This is a genomic window from Acinetobacter sp. AB03 (assembly GCF_058107045.1).
In genome coordinates this window covers 1,806,271-1,826,813 of the sequence record NZ_JBUEBA010000002.1, presented here as the reverse complement: position 1 = coordinate 1,826,813, position 20,543 = coordinate 1,806,271, and the positions used below count along the sequence as shown (strand labels likewise).

Sequence of the window (20,543 nt, the reverse complement as noted above, 5' to 3'; positions counted from 1 at the left end):
AAGAGATTTATAGGAACTCCTGATCTAACGATTATTGATGGTGAAAACCCACAAGTGGATCAAACTACGTTTAATGAAGTTTGGAAAAAGATGTGCCAATGATTAACAACTAAAACCCACTTCGGTGGGTTTCTTTTTACCTGATTAATTAGTATCTTATCCTAAATCATAAATATTCGGGGTGGGTTGTGGCTATAAAGCAGTGTAAAGAATGCGGGAATCAGGTTAGCGATAAAGCGCAAAGCTGTCCAAGCTGCGGTGCGAAACAACCAAAGAAAATGGGTATATTCGCTTGGATTGCTATTATCTTTGTTGGGATGCTAGTGATAGGTGCCATTGCTGATGGCGGGGATGGTTCTTCAGTATCAGAGCCATCACCAAAAGAATTAGCATTGCAAAACCTAGGCTTTGATTTTGAGTGGGGTAAAGCTGGATTTGATAGCGTCATGGAAATCAATATGACAATCAAAAACAACGGGACCAAAGACGTTAAAGACCTTACAGTTGAATGTGTTCACTCATCAAATAGCGGAACTGTAGTGGATAGAAATAAACGTGAAGTTTATGAAGTCATTAAAGCTGGCGAAACCAAAAAAATTAATAACTTTAATATGGGTTTTATCCACTCACAAGCAACATCATCTAGTTGTAGCGTTGTGGATTTAGTCGTTATGTAAAGTTTAGAACTTTTTAATAGGCCTCGCGAAAGCGGGGTTTTTTATTGCCTAAATTTAGGAGTCTCTCATGACTGAAACATCACGCCTTGAAATTATCATCGATACAACCAAGGCAAAAAAAGGCACAGATGATGTCACCAAGTCATTAAGGGATGTGGAGACTCAAGGTGATAAAACAGAAAAATCAGTTAAAGATACTGCCAAGGTTATTTCTGATGCTGGGGATAAGTCTAAATCATCTGCCAAAAAAGTTGACGATTTATCTAAAAGCATCTCAACTGCTGGAAATGAAGCAAAAACCACATCGGGAAAAATGGGCGAGCTGAGAAGCACAATAGCTCAAGCCGCAAACGATGGGAAGTTTGGCTCACACATACAGGGTTTATCTACAAAACTATCTGGTTTGAGTGGCGGGGCGCTTCTTGTTGGTGCTTCACTTGCAGGTGCTTTTGTTGGTGGCGTTGCTGTAGCGAGTGGCTACCTTGCAAGCATGACCATGGAGGTTGCTAGAGGTAATGTTGAGCTTGCGCGTTTTTCAGCAATTGCAAATACATCTATTGCCAATTTTCAGGGTTTATCTGGTGCTGCTGCAACGTTCGGCGTGACACAAGAAAAGACAGCCGACATGTTGAAAGATTTCAATGAAAAAATCGGTGAATTTAATTCTATTGGTGCGGGTGGCGCTGTAGATTTCTTTGAGCAGATTGCAGTCAAGACAGAAGATGGCGCACAAGGAGCTAAAAAACTTGCTGAAGAAATGTCGAAGATGGACGGCATTGACGCACTTCAAACCTATGTTGATAAGCTAGAAGAAGCGGGCGTAAACCAAAAGGAGATGTCATTCTACCTTGAGTCTATGGGTTCTGACTTAACCGCACTAGCACCGCTGTTAATGGATGGCGGGAAGCTTTGGAAAGACTACCAGAAAGCAATGGAAGAGGCTGGAATTCTCACGGGTGAAGAAGCTATTCAGAAATCCATTGAATTGACCGCTCAAACAGAATCTCTTCAAATGCAGTTCGGTGCGTTAAAGAATGAATTAGCATCACAGGTAATGCCGATTCTAAGCACACTACTTTCATATTTTATGAATGGATCAACTGAAGGTGGGCGCTTTACTGGTGTAATTCAGGGTATCGGGGTTGCTGCTCAGGGTGTTGGTGTCTTAATTATTGGCCTTGCAACAGGTATGAAAAACCTTGTTGAAATCATGTCGATGGTTGTTAATCAATTCAAGACCATAGGCACAACAGCGGTGAATTTCGCCAATGCGGATGGCATCCAAGCAAAAGGCTCCGCATTGCTTTCGGGTGCGAAGGATTTTGTGTGGGGCAATGGCGCAAAGGCTGCAAAGAATATATACAGCAATTCCAAGCAAGGCATCTCGTCAATTAGTAATATTGCCTCATCACAAGCGGGTAAATACGACCCTTTAACTCAAGCTATGATTAACAATCAAAAAGCAATGCTTGAGCGGAATAAGCAGCAAGGCAAGGGTGTTGGTGGTGGCGCAGAGCAAAACAAAAATCTCTTTCCAACCGCTAAAGCACCAAAGTCTAGCAAGGCAGAAACCAACAAGGCAGTAAATGAAGCCAAGCGATTGGCCGAACAGCAAAAACGTGAAGCCGAACGGTTGCAAGCTGAAATCGAAAGAGCTAAAGAGGGAGTAATACGAGATTATGCAACTCGAGAGGAAAGACTTCTTATTGATTACAATAAATCAAAAGAAGAGATCGAGAAGGGGTTTGTTAATGACCCTGCAAATCGTGAACTTTATCTCAGGAAGGCTAAAGAGGCATATGGTCGGGATGTTGAGTCATACCGAGCTGCTCAAAAAGAGAAATTGGATTCATATAAAAACGATCTGCTCGACCAGATGGCAAATGCCGAAAATGCGATTTTATTATCTGGTATAGCTAAAAAGTTTGGTGGAGAGAGTCTTGAGTATAAAACAGCTAGTTTAAATATTGCCTCCGCCCGTAGCAAAAGCAGTGAATTTGATTCGTATACAAACAATGTGAGCCGCATTAATCAGGATTACGACACGCCAGAGCAAGCTCAACAGAGATATGAATTGTTAGAGCAAGCAAAAGCCACTCATATGGCCAATATGAAGGCGCTGGATGTTGAGTATAGCGATAATGCAAAGAGACTGATTGAGGATCAGCACTCCGCAACCCTAAGTATGTACGGCTCACTGTTATCTCAAGCTGGCTCGGTTTGGGGTGATATGACTCAGATGGTCAAGGAGAGCGCTGGCGAGCAGTCAGGTGCATACAAGGCTATGTTCTTAATGCAGCAAATGTTTGCAATTGGTTCAGCCTTAGTTTCTACGCACTTAGCAGCAACTCAGGCTATGGCGGCTCCAGATATGGTTTTATTTGGTCAGAAGATTTCTGCATCATCCGCAATTATGGCAATGGGTTACGCGAACGTCGGACTCATTGCAGCCCAAACCATTGCAGGCTTCGCCAACGGTGGCTACACAGGTCACGGTGGTAAATACGAGCCAGCAGGTGTTGTACACAAAGGTGAGGGTGTTTTAACCCAAGAGGAAGTTAAAGCTCTAGGTGGCCCGCAAGGCTTTGAGGATTTGCGAAAGTCTATTCGTCGGGGCTACTCGGCTGGCGGATTGGTTGCAGATACTCACCGAGTTGGTATGGGTGCCGTGAGTGCGATTAATTCGGGTGGGGCAACTGTCGTTCAACCTAAAGTGGTTATTAATAATTACTCTTCTGAAAAAGTTGAAACTTCGACAAATCAGGATGGTGAATTAATGGTCACTATTGGTAAGATGTTAGATCAGAAAATTGATACTGGGGTTGACCGAGGTATTCAGAGAAATCTGCGTCAAGGTTACCCATTAGCTAACGCAATAAAAGGGAGATAGGGTGTGCAAAAGAAAGTGACATTTAAAAGCAAAGATGGGGTGGCTAAAGAGTTTATTGCAAACATTACTGAGATTGATGCAACTCCGGTGGGCGCCACAACAAGTCAATATCTTTACGCGGTAAAAAGTGTGGAGATTAACGATCAAACAGTAGGGTTGGATATGAATGATGGTTTCACAGACCCGATTTCCGGTCAGTATTTCATTGCACCTGATTTAAATTAAAAAATAGATTAAACAAAACCTCCTTCGGGAGGTTTTTTATTGGACGTAATTTATGAGCAACGAAAAATTTACTTTCCCATGCGATCTAGAAGGCAGCTCGGATACTCAAAACTTCAATGTGTTATCTAGCAGATTCGGCGATGGGTATGAGCAAAGCATCTCGGTTGGCATCAACAATCGAAAAGGCGAATGGGCCTATCAAAGAACTGGCTACAAGGATGAGATTATCGCAATTAAAGCCTTCTTTGATCGCCACAAAGGTGCTGACTCATTTTTATGGGATTCTCCTTTGGATGGCGAGGTGAGAGTTAAGACTGGAACTTCATACCAACCACGACAGGTTGGTGGATTAGTCTGGTCCATCTCCACTACATTCACCCAAGACTTTAAACCTTAAATTCAATCAACTTTATGCCCTCAATCGAGGGCTTTTTTGTGGGCGTAAATTATGGCTAAGCAAAAAATTAACCAAGGCACAGCACCAACTGGCGTTGGTGGTGATACTTTCAGAACTGGATCAGCAAAACTTCAAGCAAATGATGATGAGATTTATGCATTTTTAGGGGGGACTGGAACAGGTAATGCGACATTACCAGCAGCTTTGCCAATTGCTAAAGGTGGTACTGGGGGAATAACTGAAGCAGAGGCACGTACAAATTTGGGATTGGGTACAGCAGCTACGGCTTCACTCACCACTTCACCCACGGATTTAACCTTGGGCAGAGTACTTCGGGTTGGTGATTTTGGACTAGGCGGAGCTTCAAGTGAATCCACAAATCCTGATAATTTGAAATACCGAGCAATGGCTGGGATTTTTATACCAGGCGATCCTGACCATGCCGTTATTCGAGGGTATATTAATGTTGCTTATACAAGAGATTGGGTGTGGCAGCTTCGATCCAATATTTCTGCAAATGCGGTACCAGAGTTTAGGTGCTTTACCAGCGGAACTACTTGGGGTGGATGGAAAAAATTCTATACAGAACAAAATGCCACCAAAGATAGTAATGGATTTTTAAAGGCTGCTTCACCAGTTGTTAAGCTTTTTGCTGACAAAGTTGAGCTTAATGATGAAGCTGAGCAGCAGGATATTTCTTTTGAAAAGATGGGTGTTGGCAACTATCTAATCAAAGGCTCATCGGGTTTTGCGCAAGAAGGCTGGTATGTCGAAACACCAAAAGATGCGAATGGCAATGTCCTATTCTCAGTGCTTTATGACACTTTAGAAAATGGTGATATTTCAGTTAAAACCTATAAGAAGAAGTTTGATCTAGAAACTGCATCTATTGTTGCTGATCTTGATAATCCGGTGGATATTACCGAAGGTCGTTGGATTGACTTGCGTTTGCAAGAATTACCACAAAGTGAAATTGAGGTAGTCGATGAGCCTGAACAGTGATTTTCAAAAGCTGTATGTTGATGGTCTGATTACGCTGTTTGAACTGGATGCTCGCGCTTTAGGCGCGGGCATTTTGCGTTTTCACGGCCATATTTCTTATAAAGATTGGGAGCGCATTTATACATCCATCGGCTCAAGTGAATTAATCGGCGCGGATACAGGTTTAATTGGCAAAGTCTATGATTTAAGCGATGAAAAGACATGGTATCGAAACATCATCTGGCAAGGTCAAACCTTTGAGCCGATGGCTTTGGAGGTGTCAGGTCTTGAGATGCGTTCAGATGGTAAAGCATCAGCACCCACTTTAAGCATGGAGAACAATATTGGCGGCATTCAAGGCGCTGTGTCTATTTACTGCTTACAGTTTGGCGACTTTGCAGGAGCAAAACTCAAAGTCATTACCACGCTGGCTAAATATCTTGATGCTGAAAACTTTAGTTCTGGCAATGCCACAGCGAATCCAAGTGAGAAGCGGGAGCAAATTTGGTTCATTGAGCAAAAGACTTCTGAAAATTCTCAGCAAGTGACGTTTGAACTTTCTAATCCAGTGGATTTTGAAGGGTTAAAAATACCAACACGACAAATCTCAAATTACTGCAACTGGGAATATCGAAGTGAAGAATGTGGCTACATTGGATCTGCAATGTTTACTGAAAAAGATGAACCGACAGATAATCCAGCTTTAGATCGATGTAACTACAGAACGTCAGGCTGTCGTTGTCGAGAGAATGAGCTTCATTTTGGTGGATTCCCTGCATCTTCAATGGTGTAAAAATGAAATTAAATAAAAAACTAAAAGCAGCAATTCTATCTCATGCTGAAGAGTGTTTCCCCGCAGAATGTTGCGGGGTTATTGTTTCTGGTGAGTATATTCCATGCCGTAATGTCGCTGAAAAAGGTCAGTTTCAAATTCATCATGAAGACTTGGCGCATGCTGAAGATCAAGGTGAGATTCAAGCCTATGTACATTCACATCCCAATGCTACAACACGTGCTTCGGATTTAGATTTACTGCAAATTGAACTTCATGAAAAGCCTTGGGTAATCTGTGCTTGGCCTGAAGTAGATTTCCAAGTCTATAAACCATGTGGTTATAAAGCACCACTCATTGGTCGTGATTACCACCATGGATACCAAGATTGCTATTCAATAATTCGTGATTTTTATAATCGTGAGTTAGGTATTCAGTTGATTGATTTCGAACGTAAAGATGATTGGTGGAGTGATAAAAACCACAAATCCCTTTATTTAGAAAATTTAGATGAAGCTGGATTTTATGAAGTCAAAGAACCTCAGTATGGTGACATGTTGGTGTGTAATGTTGGTCGCACAGAACACCCGAATCATGCTGTGATTTGGCTGGGTGATCAGTGGCAATTAAAGTCAGAAGAAAGCACAAGTTGTTTTGGTGGACCATTGATTCTACATCACCCGTATGGCCGAAAGTCTGTGCGTGAAATCTTTGGTCAGCAATGGCAAGAGCGCGTTGTCAAAATTGTGAGGCATAAGAATGCTTAAAACAATCAAGTTATATGGCGTACTGGGAAAGAAGTTTGGTAAAGAATTCCATCTAGCTGTTGAAAGCACCCGTGAAGCTGTAAAAGCGCTATCAGTCCAAGTGTCTGGCTTTGAGCAATTCATGCTAACAGCTCATGAGCAAGGTCTTACCTTTGCCGTCTTTCAAGATGATGAAAATATCAGTGAGGATCAGATCGACTTTGAGACTGGTGCCAAAGTTATCAAAATCGTGCCTAAAGTTATTGGCGCGGGTGGTAATGGAGTATTGCAAACAATTCTTGGCGCGGTGATGGTTGTTGTTGGTGTTGTGATGATGTACGTTCCAGGCTTGCAAGCATTCGCACCGTCTGTTATCGGCGCTGGTATCGGCCTTATGATTGGTGGTATAGCTCAAATGATGATGCCAAAGATGGACGAGGGAGATCAAAACCAAGACGGAAATAGGGCCAATAAGGGCTTTGGTGGTGCAGTCACTACAATCGCACAAGGCAATCCAGTTCCGATTCTGTATGGTCAGCGTGAAGTTGGTGGATTTATTGTGAATGCTGGTCAATTTGCAGTAGATACTTTTAGCTCTGCGGATGCTGGTTACACAGGCGGCGGCAGCAGTGGTGGAAAGAAATAATTTAAAAACACAGGCGCAATGAGCGCCTTTTTTATTGTCTAAGGATGAGTATGAACGCAGTAATTAAAGGCGCAAAAGGCGGTAGCAAAAGCCAAAGACAACCCAAAATTGCAAACGATACAACCGCTTCAAAAACCTATGCACGTTTACAGTATGGCATGAGTGAAGGGGAAGTTGAGGGTTTAGCAAATGGTCTTAAATCAATCTTTCTTGATGACACGCCAGTTGAAAGCGATAGCGGCGCAAGAAACTTTCAAGATGTCACCCTAGATTTTCGTTCAGGCACTAATGATCAGACATACATGGAAGGCTTTGAAAGCATTGCTTCTGAAGCCGCTGTTGGAGTTGAGCTTAAAAGTGATACGCCTTGGGTTAAAGGGATTACCAATCTTAATCTCGATGCCGTAATTGTAAGGGTGCGTTTTGGGGCTTTAAAAAAGCAAGACCCAAGCAATGGCGATGTCTCAGGTATTGTTATTGATTACTCGATTGAAGTACAAACTGACGGAGGTGCGTGGGAGTTAATGCTTGACACCAAAATGTCAGGAAAAACTTCAGCAAATTATGAACGCACCCACCGTATCGGCCTACCAAAAGCCAATAATAATTGGTTGATTCGCGTCACACGTAAAACACCAAATTCGAGCTCTGAATATGTCAGCGATAAGATGTATATTCAAGCAATTACTGAAGTTATCGATCTTAAACTTACATACCCAAATACCGCAGTGATTGGCGTGCAATATGATGCTGAGACATTCTCGAATATTGCCAAAATCGCAGTTGATTTAAAGGGTGTAAAGATCAGAGTGCCAAGCAACTATGATCCAGTAAGCCGAACTTACATCGGGATATGGGATGGCACATTTAAACGTGCTTATAGTAATAATCCAGCTTGGATTTACTATGACCTATGCACCAATAAGCGATATGCGCTTGGCAACCGTTTAACCGAGCAAATGATTGATAAATGGTCTTTATATCGTTTAGCTCAATATTGCGATCAGTTGGTGCCAGACGGAAAAGGCGGTCAGGAGCCGCGTTTTACTTGCAATGTGTATATTCAAAGTGCTGAATCTGCTTTTGATATTTTAAGCAAACTAGCGGGTGTATTCCGTGCAATCAGTTATTGGGATGGAACCTCTATTGTCTGCGATGCTGATTTACCACAAGATACTTATTTCACTTACACTCGCGCCAACGTCATTGATGGGCATTTTGAATATTCAGGCACTCGTGCGCGTGACCGTCACAATGCAGTCAAAGTCGCTTGGGATAATCCACAAAATCGCTATAAGACTGAATATGTCTTCGTACGGGATGAAGCAGCGATTGCACGCGATCGGGGCGCAGTCAAACTACTTGAGTTAGAGGCATGGGGCTGTACATCGGAAGGACAAGCACAACGCACAGGTCAGTGGGCGCTAAAAACAGAACAACTTGAAACTCGAACCGTCACATTTAAAGTCGGGTTAGATGGTTATATTCCATTACCAGGTAAAGTGATTGAGGTTGCAGACGAGTTGTTAGCTGGCCGTGCAAATGGTGGACGTATCTCTGCTGTCAGCACTGACCGTAAAATTATCACTTTAGATCGTGACGATGTTGTGTGCCGTGCAGGTGATCGACTGGTTGTAAACGGTGAAGATGGTAAAGCGCAAACTCGAATCGTGTCATCAAAAATTGGACGCAAAGTCACAGTTACATTGGCGTTTGATTCTGTGGCTGCGGAAAATGTTTGGGTCGTTGATGCTCAAGATTTAAAAACGATGAAGTTTCGCGTCATGAGTATTACTCAAGATGACAAACATCAGTTTTCAATCACTGCTTTGCAATATGAATCATCAAAATATGATGCTATTGATTTCGGCGCATTCATTGATGATCGTCCGATTTCCATTATTAATCCAACCGTTCAGGCGCCAGTCACCAATGTTTTGATTTCATCTGAAACAATGGTGCAGCAAGGATTGTCTATTGAAACAATGGTGATTGCTTGGGATCAAGCACAAGGTGCAACTAAGTACCAAGTGGAATGGCGCAAAGATGATGGCACATGGATTAAGTTGCCGATCTCTGGCAGTAATTCAGTTGAAGTTCAGGGGATTTATGCGGGTAATTATGAAGCGCGTGTCACTGCAATTTCTGCATTTGATATTGCTTCTTTGCCAACATATTCAAATCTGACAGCGTTGACTGGCAAGCAAGGATTACCGCCAGCGTTAGCAAATATTGCTGCGACAGGCATCTTGTTCGGTTATCGCTTGAATTGGAGCTTTCCTGCGGTTGGTGCGCTTGATACAGCCTATACTGAGATTGAGATTGCAAGCACTGCGAATGGTGCTAATGCAGCACAGCTTGGCTTGTTTGCATACCCAACAAACAGCCATGTCATTCAAGGAATGCAGCCAAATTTAAAGCGTTATTTCCGCGGACGATTGATTGATCGTATTGGGAATGTTGGGCCGTGGTCGCAATATGCGAACGCAACAACATCAGCCGATGCGTCTGCTGTACTTGATATTTTGTCGGGCAAATTAACCGAAACTCAGCTACATCAAGACTTGCAAACTAAGATTGATAAGATCGACACAATTGCGGGTCTTGATGGCGACATTGGTAATTTGATTGAAAATATTAGTGCTGTTCAAACTCAGACAGATCAAATTAGTGATGAACTTGCTTTGGAGCGTCAACAGCGAGTCACAGCAATTCAAGACTTAGATGATGGCCTAACGCAAGAAGTTTTAGATCGTCAAAATGGTGAAACTGCAATCTATGGCTATGTGAACACTTACAAGCTCAGCAATGACAATGCGCTCGCTAGTTTTCAAGATAGTCTTGAGATTGCATTAACTGACTCATCTTTGGCGATTGAAAGAACTCAAGCGTTAGATGGCCGGGTGAAAGTTGCAGAAGATGAAGCGGGAAATGCTTTGTTCAACTCATCAAGTGCTTTACAGAAGGCTGAAATTGCAGTTTATGACACAAAAGCACTATCAAGCCTTGTGACCGAAGTTAAAGCAGTTGCAGAGCAATCAGCAGATACAGCAGACATAGCAGCAGCAGGGGCAGCAAGTGCGCTCGAAAAAGCAACCGCTTCAGCATCAAAGTCGGATGCGAATGCACTCAAGATTGAGGAAATTACTGCTGAACTTGGAACCAAAGCCAGTACAGGAGCATTAACTCAAACCAACGCCAGTATTTCCGAAGTTGACGACAAGGTGAAGGCAAACACCACGCGGCTTGATGGTGTATATGCCCAAGTGTACCCCGACATGATTGGCTCGACAGAGGGGTTTATTGGCTCAACTGCTGGCAATGTCGGCACATGGACTTTGCAATCAGCAGTGATTGAAAATGACATGGCTTTAAGTCAGCGCATAGATAGCACTGTTGCTGAAATTGGCAATACTAAGGCTTTGGTTCAAACCGAAGCTTATGCAAGAGCACAGGAGGATGAGGCGCTATCATCGCGCATCAACACACTAAAAGTTGATGTTGAGGGGAATAGGGCCGCAATCGTAACACTGGAAACAGCGCGAGCGACTGACAATGAATCTTTTGCTGGTCGGTTCGATACACTTCAGGCGAGCACAAAGACTGCGAAAGACACAGCAGATCAAGCTATTTTAGATGCTCAATCTAAGTCAGCAGCAGCAGAGTCAGCAGCAAAAACCTATGCAGATGCCAAGGCAAAAGCTGAAGCCGATGCAGCAATTGCAGCAGCATCAGATGATGCAACCGCAAAAGCTAATGCTGCGGAATCAGCAGCAAAAGCCGAGGCTGCTTTAGATGCTAAAAACAAGGCCGACGCTGCAAAGCAAGCGGCTATTGATGTGGCAGCACTTGATGCAACTGCCAAAGCTAATGCGGCAGAAGCGGCAGCTAAGGAGGTCGCAAACACTGCGCAACAAGCAGCCAGTGCAGCAGCTACAGCAGCAGGGAATAAGGGTGAGGTTATTTTTGGCTCAACCACGCCAGCAGCAGAAAAGCGTCTGTCTCAAAACTTATGGATTGACACAACAGGAGGGCTAAACACACCGAAGCGTTGGAATGGGTCAGCATGGGTTGCTGTTACCGACAAAGCTGCAACCGATGCGGCAGCAGCAGCGCAAGCAGCTCAAGATACAGCAACAGAAGCTCTTGATAAGGCGGATGCTGCAACTGAGAACATCGCAACCATCAAGCTCGATCAGGGTGTCTTTACTGACAGGCTTGATGCAATCGGCGGTGAGATTAAGACGATTCAAGGTTATGTAGATGGTCAGCAGACAAGCATTGAAGTTGTAAGTGCTGTTGGCGACCTAAACAAGCTCAAGAATGAGATTGCAAAAGCTCGACTTGATGAAGACACAATTAAACTGCAAGGACAGGCTGCGGCACTCACTTCAGCAGTAAATAGTTATGACGCAAGAATTGCTGAAATAACTAGCAAGCGCACAGCAGAGCAAGCAAAGGCGGATAAAAATCAGGAGTTAATTGATCTTTATACAAGCCAAATCGCAGAGCTAAACGCTGCTAAAGTTGATGCAAATGCACAGAAAGACGCTATTTCTTCGCAAATTGCACAAATCACAGCAGACAAAGCAAGGCTAAACTCACTTGTTCTGACTGAAAGTAAGATTAAGGCGCAGCACACAATCAAGCTTGATAGTGATGGTGTGATTTCATCTTACGGCTTGGCGGTTGAAGAGAGTGGTGGTACGAATTACAGCAACTTTGTTATTCGTGCTAACTCGTTTGCTTTAGCAGGGCCAGCAAGCGAAGGAAGTACACCGTACTACCCTTTCAACTTCCGCAATACGCCTTACACCGACCCAAACACAGGCACGGTTTTCCCTGTGGGCGCTTATATGAAGTCGGCGTTTATGGATTATCAGTCTGTCAAAACTTCGCATATTGAAGATTTGGCGGTGAAGTCTGCACAGATTGATAACTTGGCTGTGACTTCAGGAAAAATTGCGCAACTTGCTGTGGACACTTTACACATCAAAGATCGAGCTGTAACGGTACCATTGGGCATTCAGCAACAAATATCTACTGCAAACTTCTCAGGGAGCGTAGCTGCTGGCTGGACAAAGGAAGTTGATGTTGCATTTCCAGGCGTTGAAACCATTACAGCAGGTAACTTTTGTACTTTATTTTTCCGTAGTGACATTCGATTCTACTCGCCAAACGTCCCTAACCCACTGACCCTTGAGATCTATTTAGGGGATGGTTTGATCGGTACTATTGGATCTCGTGTTGTCGTTGACGGGTCAGTTACTAGACGTGTTTGGGTGGTTACAGGTCTCTCAGGGGAATATATTACAATGGCTACAGGTGTAACCACAGGGGCTTATATTGATGAACAAGGTGCAATTCAAGTTGCATTTACAATGCCCTTTGGAATTAATGCATCAAGTGCCTTGAAGTTTAAGTTCATCAACAGCGCAGTAGCCCGTTCTGTGGTCATTTCAGGAAGCTACGTTAATCTATTTTTAGTGGAGTTTAAGAAGTGAGATTCATTGTTATTAATAAGAGCGACAAAAAAGTAAAGTCTATTGCAGATATTCCTTTTGACTATGATTATCCAATTGATGAGGAGTGTGATCTTGTAACTGGGTATGAGGATTACGCATTTAACTTAATGAGCCACGATTATATTTTCAGTGGTGATACATTTACAGAGGTGGCTAAATTATGAAGTTAATAGGTTGGGTTTTTGTACTTATAACACTGTCTGCATGTGCTTTTGATCTAGTTGCTTATGATGAGCTGAGAAAGCAAGAGCATGAAGACCACTTAAAACAAAATGGTTATTAAGTAGTTAATTTTTAGCACCTTCGGGTGCTTTTTTTATTACCAAAATTTAGGGGGCGCAATGCCAAATGACTACTCATCTGACCCACCAGTAGCGACAGCAGGGCAACTTCTTGCCATCTCAGACAAGATTAATGACATATCCAAAAACATGGATAAGTTAGCTGAAATGCCCCAAAAGCTCGACCGCATGAATATGCAGTTAGAGCAGCTCAATAAAGAGCATCAACAGACCCGTAATGACTTAACTCAAACTCGTGACAATCTGCAAGAAGATTTAGACCGAGCAAAGTCAAACTTCAAAAGTGAGATTAAGCAGCTCAGGAATGAAGTTGAGCCAAGATTTAAGGAGGTGGACTCACAGATCAGAGTGCTAAGTGAAAGCAAAACCAAGATTGATAACACCACAAGTCTTGTGCGCTTTGGCGGCATTTTCTTAGCGGGTCTATTCGTCGTCGCTTGGAATACTCAGACGAGCAAAACAGACACAGTAAATACTCAAGCCACAACCAACGCCCAGAGCATTCAGGTTCTTGAAAAACAATCTGATCAACTCTTAAGAACGGTTGAGGAAATCCGAAACAAACTTTATGAACGAAACATGAGAGAGGAAAAATGAAATTCATCCCCGAAAACGTCTGGAAATATTTATCTGTAAAGCTCCCAATTATCGGAGCTTTTTTATTGGGTGTTCTTCCTGTTTTAATTCAAGAAGGCATCAATACACAACTCATTCCTGCTGAATACCATGCTATTTTGCTTTCAGTTGTATTGCCTGCATTGGCGTACATTGGCCGTAAGATTGCACAGCCTAAAGTTAAGGGTAGTCCATAATGAAACACATATTTGATTTCCTGCGAAAGATCAGTGGTGGCAAACTCACCCAAAAGCAGGTTGATGCTGCAGATAAGCTGATTGCAACTGCTTATGATGACCTGAACGATGTGTTGGGTATCGCCACAGATGAAATGTATGTGAGTCCAAGTGGAGTCGATCTGATCTGCAATTTTGAAGGTCTGCGACTGAAAGCCTATGATGATGGCGTAGGTGTATGGACTATTGGTTTCGGTACCACAAAATACCCAAATGGTATTCGTGTCAAAAAAGGGGATACCTGCACACTGGATCAAGCCAAAGCTTATATGCAGAACGATCTGAAATCATTTGAGCAGACTGTAAATAATACGGTCAAAGTTCCACTCAATCAGAATCAGTTCGATGCTTTAGTTTCACTTGCCTACAACATTGGGACTAATGCATTTAGCAAATCGACGTTGGTTAAAAAGTTGAATTCCAATGATATTCGTGGTGCTGCAGATCAGTTTGATTTATGGGTGAATGCAGGCGGTGAACGTATGCAAGGCCTGGTGAATCGCCGGACTGTTGAAAAGGCTTTATTTTTGAAATGAAGTTATTTACTTTATTGCTGTGCATCCTCTTATCAGGTTGCACAGCGCATTCGATTTCAACAAAAGTGCATGTCACTGTTTGTGTTCAATGTGTGAATTGAAAAAGCTCTCTATTTAAATGAGGGCTTTGGTATAAGTTTTATCGTGAGCGAAATAAGCGTTCTTAATTAATATATTGATACGACTAAAAGTGTTTAAGCATCTGATTGATTTTGAATTTAATTACTTATCAATAGATGCAGTAATAAAGTTTGCAGGGTGGTAGGAGCTTTGTATATGGGAAAAAATCATCATTCCCGAAACTAAAAAAACTAGAATTGTTATTACAGAGTTATAAAATCGCATTCATTACTTATCAATATTGCTGAGCTTCAGAGTAACAACATCTTACTGTATTTACAATAAAGGTTTAATTTTATTGTAAAAATCAAAAAAATATAAGGCAAATAAATATATATATAAGAAAACTTGATTAAATTAATTTTTAGTGTATAGTTAACTTAACTAGAAAAAAGTCTTGTTTCGGTAAATCTTCTTTAAGCATCGCAGTTTTAGTCATAATCCTTCGTTTTTTCAGATTTTAAGTCTCAAAATTTATTATTTTCAAAGTTATAAACAGTCAATCAAATGACTCACAATTATTAAAAAATCAGTAGGATTTATTATGTCAAACTCGAATGTTGTTAAAGGTACTGTAAAATGGTTCAACGAAACTAAAGGTTTCGGTTTTATCCAGCAAGAATCAGGTCCAGATGTTTTTGCCCATTTTAGCGAAATTGCTAATTCAGGTTTCAAAACATTGTTTGAAGGCCAAATGGTTGAGTTTAGTGTAGCTCAAGGCCAAAAAGGACCAAATGCTGTAAATATTGTTGCTATCTAAGCAAGGAACTTTATAACTTTGCGAAATGCGCAGCCCATTTTTATAGTCTACTGCCTTGTGTACGGGACTTTTCAAATTGTTGTATTTCACTTCATATTGATAGCTAAACTTCGGGATGGAGACTTTAGGGTCATACCAAGAGGGTTCTTTTGAAGTCTTTTTACTAATGACTCGAATTTTAACCTGCTTGGGTGGAATTGGCGTTAAAGCTTTGAGTCGTTTTTTTATTTTTGCAATGTCACGGTCAAACTTTTGACTGTCTTGATCATAGTCAATTTTTTGAGTTTTTGGATTGATATATAAAGATTTTACTTCAATCAGTTTGGGGGGAGTTTTGCTGTTAAGTTGATAATAATACAATTGTGGCAAACGACCACGACCATCTAAATAATGTCGCATCACATAAATTTTTTGATCAGCTTGGTCGAGTCCTAAAACTTCAATATTTTGTGGTCCACCTACAGTTGCAAAACTGTGGCTTGAAAAAAATAAGGTGCTGAAAACTAGCGGATGGATTATTTTCATCATCACGAGGCGCTTCACATTTTTATTGATTATGGTTCAGTTTAAGGGTTCTAAATGTAGAAAAATCAAATTTAGTGTAAAGATTTAAGCATTTTGAACACGTTCAATGACCATTTGAGCGACATTTTTCGTAAGTTGATCAAGTCGCTCGAGTGCACTGCCTAGCAGTAAATAATGGTAAGTACTTAAACTGTTTTGATAATGAATGGCAATATAAAAGGTGCCTTCTGGTTTTTCAGGCGTCGCACTTCCACCAGGTTTGAGCAACCCTGTACAGGAGACAATAATATCGGCATGACGAAATAGTCGATGCCCATGAAGCGCCATAGCTTCAGTGACTTCAATTGACTCCGCTGTATATTGCTGAATAAGTGCAGGATCTATCTTTAAAATTTCACATTTGATACTGGGGTCATAACTCACCAGTCCACCGAGTAAAATGTCAGCTCCGCTATGTTTATAAATAGAAAATTGACTGGATAGATAACCTGAACTGGCACTTTCGATAAAGGCAATGGTCAACTTTTTTTGTTCTAGGAGGTTACAGCATTGCTTGAGTGCTTGCACGACTTTAGCCTCCCGATGTCCATTATTCTGATCTGTTTGGCAACTTAGTCATAAACACGATACACACCAACAAAACGATTACATGCTTTACTTTCACTTTTTACAGAAAGAATGGCTTTTTGAAAGTTAAACTGGTAGTGACAGTTGTTTTCATTATCCGTAATGTTTTGCTTTTGATCGGGTGTAGTGTAGGCCAAAAATGAAATGGTTTGGGTTTCTATGCGGTTATTGGGGCTACGATATGCAATACCTTCGATCTTAATTTTATCTTTGGATAGCTGATGAACTTGTAGGTGCACAGGTTGCTTGGCAATGGTCCCATGTTCAAACTTTAAATAGTGTTGCGTCAAACTTTGATTTAACGATGTATAGAAGTTGAGATCATCAATTCTAAAATCCATCTGCTGCTGATAGCAAGCTAAGGATTTACACTGATGTAGGCGGTTCAACCATAGCTCATGGGTATCGACCAATAAACGCTGCGGCGCATCACTGATTAAAAAAGCAGTCATGGATTGCGCGTCTAATTTTTGTCGAATATCTTTGAATTGATCGCTACAGATCTTTTTAAGGCTAGATGAGGTCGGATCATCACAGTCAATGACTTGAGCATAACTAAAGCTGGTACAAAGACAACTTAGACACACTAAAATACTAAATTTTTTCATAAGTTTTATGTCGGTTTTCAACAGCATGATCGCTTATACTTTCACTATGTTGCGCTGCTTGTAACTATAGCGAAAGAGAAAGCGTGAATACAAGATTTCAATCATTTATTTCTTAAAGGAAACTGAGCATGGTTGCACATATTCGAATTGGACAGGGACTTGATGTACATGCTTTTGAAGAGGGTGAATTTGTCACACTGGCAGGTATTCAAATTCCACATACACACGGCTTAAAAGCACATTCAGATGGTGATGTGGTTTTGCATGCTTTAACAGATGCATTATTGGGTGCGTTGGCTTTAGGGGATATTGGTCAGCATTTTCCCGATACCGATCCTCGCTTTAAAGGAGCAGACAGTCGTGTATTACTCAAACATGTCTATCAACTCATATTAGATCGTGGTTATCAGTTAAATAATGCAGACATTACTGTGGCATGTGAACGTCCGAAGTTGGCACCGCATAATTTAGCGATGCGCCAAAGCATTGCGGACGTTCTTGATGTTGAAATCACGCAGATTAGCATTAAAGCAACGACCACGGAAAAACTGGGCTTTACGGGTCGTCAGGAAGGTATTTTATCTACAGCAACAGTGCTGATTTCTCATGCAAAATGATCAGGATTGATCATAGCCAGCTTTAATTCTTGTGTTGCTTTACGACCTTGAAGTTGTAAGGCAACAGCATGCGCCAAACCTGTCCATGTATCATTCGGTTCCCAAATTTGATGCATGGCTTCATGTGCGGTTGGCATATCGATATTCATATAATATTGACGATATAAATACATCAAACTACTGACTCGATAATTTTCTGAACAATGGACCCAAATGGTTTGTTCTTGCACCAAATGATCAATCATATCTAAGACCAATAAACATTGATCATCAGACGGTGTATCCCATGAAATAGGCACTTGTATATAGTTCAAACCGAGTTCTAAACAGATGTGATCTTCATTGGCTAAATAGTTATTGCTATTACTGAGCGCAAGATTGATGACTGTGTTTACGCCATACTCTTTAATTTGCTGTAATTGCTCAGCAGTAGGTTGTCCAGAAGTCAGTAAATGTTCGTGGATGAATTGAAAATTCAGGGTTTGGCTTAAGTGAGTTTCAATAGCGTTCATAATTATTTCTTAATCTTAGAATGAAAAACGCCATCCGAAGATGGCGTTTTAAAAACTTAACGGTTCGGTAAAACGTCTTTGAGTGCTTCATGCATCTCTAGTAATACCTTTTCTGTGGTATCCCAGTCAATACAACCATCGGTTACAGACTTGCCGTATTCAAGATCGCATAGGTTTTCAGGAATTTCCTGACGACCACCTTTAAGGTGACTTTCAACCATAATGCCGATAATAGATTTATTTCCATCAATAATTTGTTCGGTAATATTTTTCAGAACAAGTGGTTGAAGGAACGGGTCTTTGTTCGAGTTTGCATGACTGGTGTCAATCATGATTTTGGTGCTGACTTTCGCTTTAGCCAATGCTGCTTCTGCTTCTGCTACAGAACCAGCATCGTAGTTTGGCTTACCGTTACCACCACGAAGTACCACGTGTGCATACGGGTTACCTGAAGTACGAATCACAGAGACTTGGCCTTGGTTGTTTAGACCCAAGAAGTGGTGACCATGTTTCACCGACTGCATTGCATTCGTTGCAACAGTTAAACCACCGTCTGTGCCATTTTTGAAACCTACGGGTGAAGAAAGACCAGAAGACATTTCACGGTGCGTTTGGCTTTCAGTGGTACGTGCACCAATCGCTGACCAAGAGATTAAGTCTTGGTAGTACTGTGGTGAGTTTGGATCGAGTGCTTCAGTCGCACATGGCAAGCCTTTCTCATTTAACTCAACCAAAAGCTTACGGCCAATGCGTAAACCTTTTTCAATGTTGAATGAGTCATTCATGTCAGGGTCATTGATCAAACCTTTCCAACCCACTGTGGTACGTGGTTTTTCAAAATAAACACGCATTACGACATAGATTGAGTCTTTAATTTTATCGCTTAAAACTTTTAAACGGTCTGCGTATTCGTGAGCAGCAACAGGGTCATGAATTGAACATGGGCCAATCACCACAAAAATGCGTTTGTCTTTACCATCTAAAATATTGCGAATTGTTTCACGACCGTGAAGTACAGTTTGATATGCAGACTCAGTGAGAGGCAATTCAGTTTTTAATTCCGCTGGGGTAACTAGCGGATGAATGCTTTGTAAATTCACGTCATCGATGTCGTTTTGGGTAATAGAGTTTGACTGTAGAGTATTCATTGCCGTCACTGGTTCGATCGTATTAAGTTGCTTTATAAGCTGAATATAACACGGTTTAGCTGATAAAAGGTTATAAAAAAGTCGAATGAATCTTTGAAAAAAAAGTGATGAATCTTAGGTTTATTTTAAATCAGAATGCCTATACTAAGGCATTCTTAACTGTTGAAATTTGAACAACTTGAGCAGTTTCGGCAGGTTTCACAGGTTTGGCTTTGATCGGATTTAACATGAAGTTGACACCCAGCGCAAACAGAGTAATACCCAACACTTTACGGATGATCTTTTCAGGAAGGCGTGAACTAATCAGTGTTCCAATAATAATTGCTGGAATAGACCCCACCAATAACCACATAAGGAGGTGGAAGTCCACGTTGCCTGAAGTCATGTGACCCATACCTGCAACGAACGTAAGTAACACCGCATGCACAACGTCAGAACCAATAATACGAATCATCGGTAGGTTGGGGAACATAATCACCAAAGCCATGATTCCGAAAGCACCTGCACCAACTGATGACAGTGTCACGAAGACCCCAAGAACCACACCCATCATCACAATGTACTTACGTTTATTGCTGGTTTGAAGCTGAACTTTTTCTAAGTCTTCAGTCATGTCTGGCAGTTCATCTTTACGTAATTTGTTGAAAAATTTTTCAATTTGATTACGGAAGACAATTGATAAACCTGTAATGGTCAACATGAAGCCTAAAACCATGGTGAGCAAGGCTTTGTAGTGGGTAGACTGGCTCAAATAGTTGTCGAGTACCCAGTGCGTTGCAAATGAAGCAGGAATACTGCCAATTGCAAGCCAAAGCACAATCGGCCACACAATATTTAGCTTTTTGGCATGTACAAATGAACCACAGAATTTTGAAATTGCGGCATAGAGCAAGTCTGTACCAATGGCAATGTGAGGTTCAATTCTGAAAAGGCTGATGAGGATCGGTGTCATTAATGAACCACCACCTACACCAGTAATTCCCACACAAAAACCGACTAAAACACCTGCGAGAATAAATTCGAGTGGACCAAACATTGTTATATGCCAAAATATCAAAAAACGTGCATATCTTATGAC

Annotated in this window: 22 protein-coding genes; 16 read left to right on the top strand and 6 right to left on the bottom strand. The window is 41.5% G+C overall.

What is annotated here, in order from left to right; genetic code table 11:
* Positions 1–188: 188 nt before the first annotated feature.
* The 15 genes from ACY3FQ_RS09340 to ACY3FQ_RS09270 all read left to right on the top strand — a co-directional run bounded on the left by ACY3FQ_RS09340 (position 189) and on the right by ACY3FQ_RS09270 (position 15,428).
* Complete coding sequence (locus ACY3FQ_RS09340; RefSeq protein ID WP_489773939.1) at positions 189–677, top strand: zinc-ribbon domain-containing protein; 489 nt, start codon at positions 189–191, stop codon at positions 675–677.
* A 67-nt stretch (positions 678–744) separates the two neighbouring features.
* Entirely contained in the window at positions 745–3,567 is a 2,823-nt protein-coding gene (locus ACY3FQ_RS09335) for a phage tail tape measure protein (RefSeq protein WP_489773937.1), read from the top strand.
* A 3-nt stretch (positions 3,568–3,570) separates the two neighbouring features.
* Entirely contained in the window at positions 3,571–3,792 is a 222-nt protein-coding gene (locus tag ACY3FQ_RS09330) for a hypothetical protein (RefSeq protein ID WP_489773936.1), read from the top strand.
* A 52-nt stretch (positions 3,793–3,844) separates the two neighbouring features.
* Positions 3,845–4,189 carry a phage tail protein gene (locus tag ACY3FQ_RS09325; RefSeq protein ID WP_094148365.1) on the top strand — a complete coding sequence of 115 codons (345 nt, stop codon included), beginning with the start codon at positions 3,845–3,847 and terminating at the stop codon, positions 4,187–4,189.
* Between the two features lie 51 nt (positions 4,190–4,240).
* Positions 4,241–5,191, top strand: a complete 951-nt coding sequence (locus tag ACY3FQ_RS09320; protein WP_489773934.1) for a phage tail fiber protein — start codon at positions 4,241–4,243, stop codon at positions 5,189–5,191.
* Complete coding sequence (locus ACY3FQ_RS09315; protein WP_489773933.1) at positions 5,175–5,963, top strand: phage minor tail protein L; 789 nt, start codon at positions 5,175–5,177, stop codon at positions 5,961–5,963. The genes ACY3FQ_RS09320 and ACY3FQ_RS09315 overlap by 17 nt, the downstream gene beginning before the upstream one ends.
* Before the next feature lie 2 nt (positions 5,964–5,965).
* Positions 5,966–6,709, top strand: coding sequence for a C40 family peptidase (locus tag ACY3FQ_RS09310; RefSeq protein WP_489773932.1), 744 nt, complete (start codon positions 5,966–5,968; stop codon positions 6,707–6,709).
* Positions 6,702–7,334 carry a tail assembly protein gene (locus ACY3FQ_RS09305; RefSeq protein ID WP_489773930.1) on the top strand — a complete coding sequence of 211 codons (633 nt, stop codon included), beginning with the start codon at positions 6,702–6,704 and terminating at the stop codon, positions 7,332–7,334. The genes ACY3FQ_RS09310 and ACY3FQ_RS09305 overlap by 8 nt, the downstream gene beginning before the upstream one ends.
* Before the next feature lie 50 nt (positions 7,335–7,384).
* Entirely contained in the window at positions 7,385–12,838 is a 5,454-nt protein-coding gene (gpJ, locus tag ACY3FQ_RS09300; RefSeq protein ID WP_489773929.1) for a TipJ family phage tail tip protein, read from the top strand.
* A complete protein-coding gene (locus tag ACY3FQ_RS09295; RefSeq protein ID WP_010326074.1) occupies positions 12,835–13,023 on the top strand; it encodes a hypothetical protein in 189 nt (62 codons plus the stop codon). The genes gpJ and ACY3FQ_RS09295 overlap by 4 nt, the downstream gene beginning before the upstream one ends.
* Positions 13,020–13,142, top strand: coding sequence for a hypothetical protein (locus tag ACY3FQ_RS09290; RefSeq protein ID WP_265586718.1), 123 nt, complete (start codon positions 13,020–13,022; stop codon positions 13,140–13,142). The genes ACY3FQ_RS09295 and ACY3FQ_RS09290 overlap by 4 nt, the downstream gene beginning before the upstream one ends.
* 58 nt (positions 13,143–13,200) lie before the next feature.
* Positions 13,201–13,758, top strand: coding sequence for a coiled-coil domain-containing protein (locus tag ACY3FQ_RS09285; RefSeq protein ID WP_160361893.1), 558 nt, complete (start codon positions 13,201–13,203; stop codon positions 13,756–13,758).
* The gene (locus tag ACY3FQ_RS09280; protein ID WP_010326076.1) at positions 13,755–13,973 is read left to right on the top strand and encodes a hypothetical protein; all 219 of its coding nucleotides are present in this window, start codon (positions 13,755–13,757) and stop codon (positions 13,971–13,973) included. The genes ACY3FQ_RS09285 and ACY3FQ_RS09280 overlap by 4 nt, the downstream gene beginning before the upstream one ends.
* On the top strand, positions 13,973–14,548 hold the full coding sequence (locus ACY3FQ_RS09275; RefSeq protein WP_160361892.1) for a lysozyme: 576 nt from the start codon (positions 13,973–13,975) through the stop codon (positions 14,546–14,548). Before ACY3FQ_RS09280 ends, ACY3FQ_RS09275 begins: the two co-directional genes overlap by 1 nt.
* Before the next feature lie 664 nt (positions 14,549–15,212).
* The gene (locus ACY3FQ_RS09270; protein ID WP_004693381.1) at positions 15,213–15,428 is read left to right on the top strand and encodes a cold-shock protein; all 216 of its coding nucleotides are present in this window, start codon (positions 15,213–15,215) and stop codon (positions 15,426–15,428) included.
* On the opposite strand, the gene ACY3FQ_RS09265 is transcribed toward ACY3FQ_RS09270, so the two are convergent.
* The 3 genes from ACY3FQ_RS09265 to ACY3FQ_RS09255 form a co-directional block, all read right to left on the bottom strand.
* On the bottom strand, positions 15,333–15,959 hold the full coding sequence (locus ACY3FQ_RS09265) for an aminotransferase (RefSeq protein ID WP_489773927.1): 627 nt from the start codon (positions 15,957–15,959) through the stop codon (positions 15,333–15,335). The genes ACY3FQ_RS09270 and ACY3FQ_RS09265 overlap by 96 nt on opposite strands.
* 78 nt (positions 15,960–16,037) lie before the next feature.
* The gene (locus ACY3FQ_RS09260) at positions 16,038–16,520 is read right to left on the bottom strand and encodes a CinA family protein (protein ID WP_236769434.1); all 483 of its coding nucleotides are present in this window, start codon (positions 16,518–16,520) and stop codon (positions 16,038–16,040) included.
* A gap of 44 nt (positions 16,521–16,564) precedes the next feature.
* Positions 16,565–17,215: an A1S_1983 family putative colistin resistance protein gene (locus ACY3FQ_RS09255; protein WP_236769435.1), complete on the bottom strand. Its 651-nt coding sequence runs from the start codon at positions 17,213–17,215 to the stop codon at positions 16,565–16,567.
* Positions 17,216–17,316: 101 nt separating this feature from the next.
* Between ACY3FQ_RS09255 and ispF the strand changes: the two genes are divergently transcribed.
* Entirely contained in the window at positions 17,317–17,805 is a 489-nt protein-coding gene (gene ispF / locus ACY3FQ_RS09250) for a 2-C-methyl-D-erythritol 2,4-cyclodiphosphate synthase (protein ID WP_004979990.1), read from the top strand.
* Here ispF and ACY3FQ_RS09245 read toward each other — a convergent pair.
* The 3 genes from ACY3FQ_RS09245 to ACY3FQ_RS09235 form a co-directional block, all read right to left on the bottom strand.
* Positions 17,793–18,317, bottom strand: coding sequence for a protein tyrosine phosphatase family protein (locus tag ACY3FQ_RS09245; protein WP_236769436.1), 525 nt, complete (start codon positions 18,315–18,317; stop codon positions 17,793–17,795). The two genes, ispF and ACY3FQ_RS09245, sit on opposite strands and share 13 nt — an antisense overlap.
* Before the next feature lie 56 nt (positions 18,318–18,373).
* Positions 18,374–19,465, bottom strand: coding sequence for a 3-deoxy-7-phosphoheptulonate synthase (locus ACY3FQ_RS09240; protein WP_004693350.1), 1,092 nt, complete (start codon positions 19,463–19,465; stop codon positions 18,374–18,376).
* Positions 19,466–19,604: 139 nt separating this feature from the next.
* The gene (locus tag ACY3FQ_RS09235) at positions 19,605–20,501 is read right to left on the bottom strand and encodes a sulfite exporter TauE/SafE family protein (RefSeq protein WP_489773926.1); all 897 of its coding nucleotides are present in this window, start codon (positions 20,499–20,501) and stop codon (positions 19,605–19,607) included.
* Positions 20,502–20,543: the final 42 nt, after the last annotated feature.

What these genes read in the sequence shown, in the direction of transcription:
- ACY3FQ_RS09335 (WP_489773937.1), top strand. Translation starts at nt 745, where the DNA reads ATGACTGAAACATCACGCCTTGAAATTATCATCGATACAACCAAGGCA.
- ACY3FQ_RS09255 (WP_236769435.1), bottom strand. Translation starts at nt 17,215, where the DNA reads ATGCTGTTGAAAACCGACATAAAACTTATGAAAAAATTTAGTATTTTA.
- ACY3FQ_RS09235 (WP_489773926.1), bottom strand. Translation starts at nt 20,501, where the DNA reads ATGTTTGGTCCACTCGAATTTATTCTCGCAGGTGTTTTAGTCGGTTTT.
- ACY3FQ_RS09280 (WP_010326076.1), top strand. Translation starts at nt 13,755, where the DNA reads ATGAAATTCATCCCCGAAAACGTCTGGAAATATTTATCTGTAAAGCTC.
- ACY3FQ_RS09325 (WP_094148365.1), top strand. Translation starts at nt 3,845, where the DNA reads ATGAGCAACGAAAAATTTACTTTCCCATGCGATCTAGAAGGCAGCTCG.
- ACY3FQ_RS09305 (WP_489773930.1), top strand. Translation starts at nt 6,702, where the DNA reads ATGCTTAAAACAATCAAGTTATATGGCGTACTGGGAAAGAAGTTTGGT.
- ACY3FQ_RS09315 (WP_489773933.1), top strand. Translation starts at nt 5,175, where the DNA reads ATGAGCCTGAACAGTGATTTTCAAAAGCTGTATGTTGATGGTCTGATT.
- ACY3FQ_RS09275 (WP_160361892.1), top strand. Translation starts at nt 13,973, where the DNA reads ATGAAACACATATTTGATTTCCTGCGAAAGATCAGTGGTGGCAAACTC.
- ACY3FQ_RS09270 (WP_004693381.1), top strand. Translation starts at nt 15,213, where the DNA reads ATGTCAAACTCGAATGTTGTTAAAGGTACTGTAAAATGGTTCAACGAA.
- gpJ (WP_489773929.1), top strand. Translation starts at nt 7,385, where the DNA reads ATGAACGCAGTAATTAAAGGCGCAAAAGGCGGTAGCAAAAGCCAAAGA.
- ACY3FQ_RS09245 (WP_236769436.1), bottom strand. Translation starts at nt 18,317, where the DNA reads ATGAACGCTATTGAAACTCACTTAAGCCAAACCCTGAATTTTCAATTC.
- ACY3FQ_RS09310 (WP_489773932.1), top strand. Translation starts at nt 5,966, where the DNA reads ATGAAATTAAATAAAAAACTAAAAGCAGCAATTCTATCTCATGCTGAA.
- ACY3FQ_RS09320 (WP_489773934.1), top strand. Translation starts at nt 4,241, where the DNA reads ATGGCTAAGCAAAAAATTAACCAAGGCACAGCACCAACTGGCGTTGGT.
- ispF (WP_004979990.1), top strand. Translation starts at nt 17,317, where the DNA reads ATGGTTGCACATATTCGAATTGGACAGGGACTTGATGTACATGCTTTT.
- ACY3FQ_RS09285 (WP_160361893.1), top strand. Translation starts at nt 13,201, where the DNA reads ATGCCAAATGACTACTCATCTGACCCACCAGTAGCGACAGCAGGGCAA.
- ACY3FQ_RS09240 (WP_004693350.1), bottom strand. Translation starts at nt 19,465, where the DNA reads ATGAATACTCTACAGTCAAACTCTATTACCCAAAACGACATCGATGAC.
- ACY3FQ_RS09290 (WP_265586718.1), top strand. Translation starts at nt 13,020, where the DNA reads ATGAAGTTAATAGGTTGGGTTTTTGTACTTATAACACTGTCTGCATGT.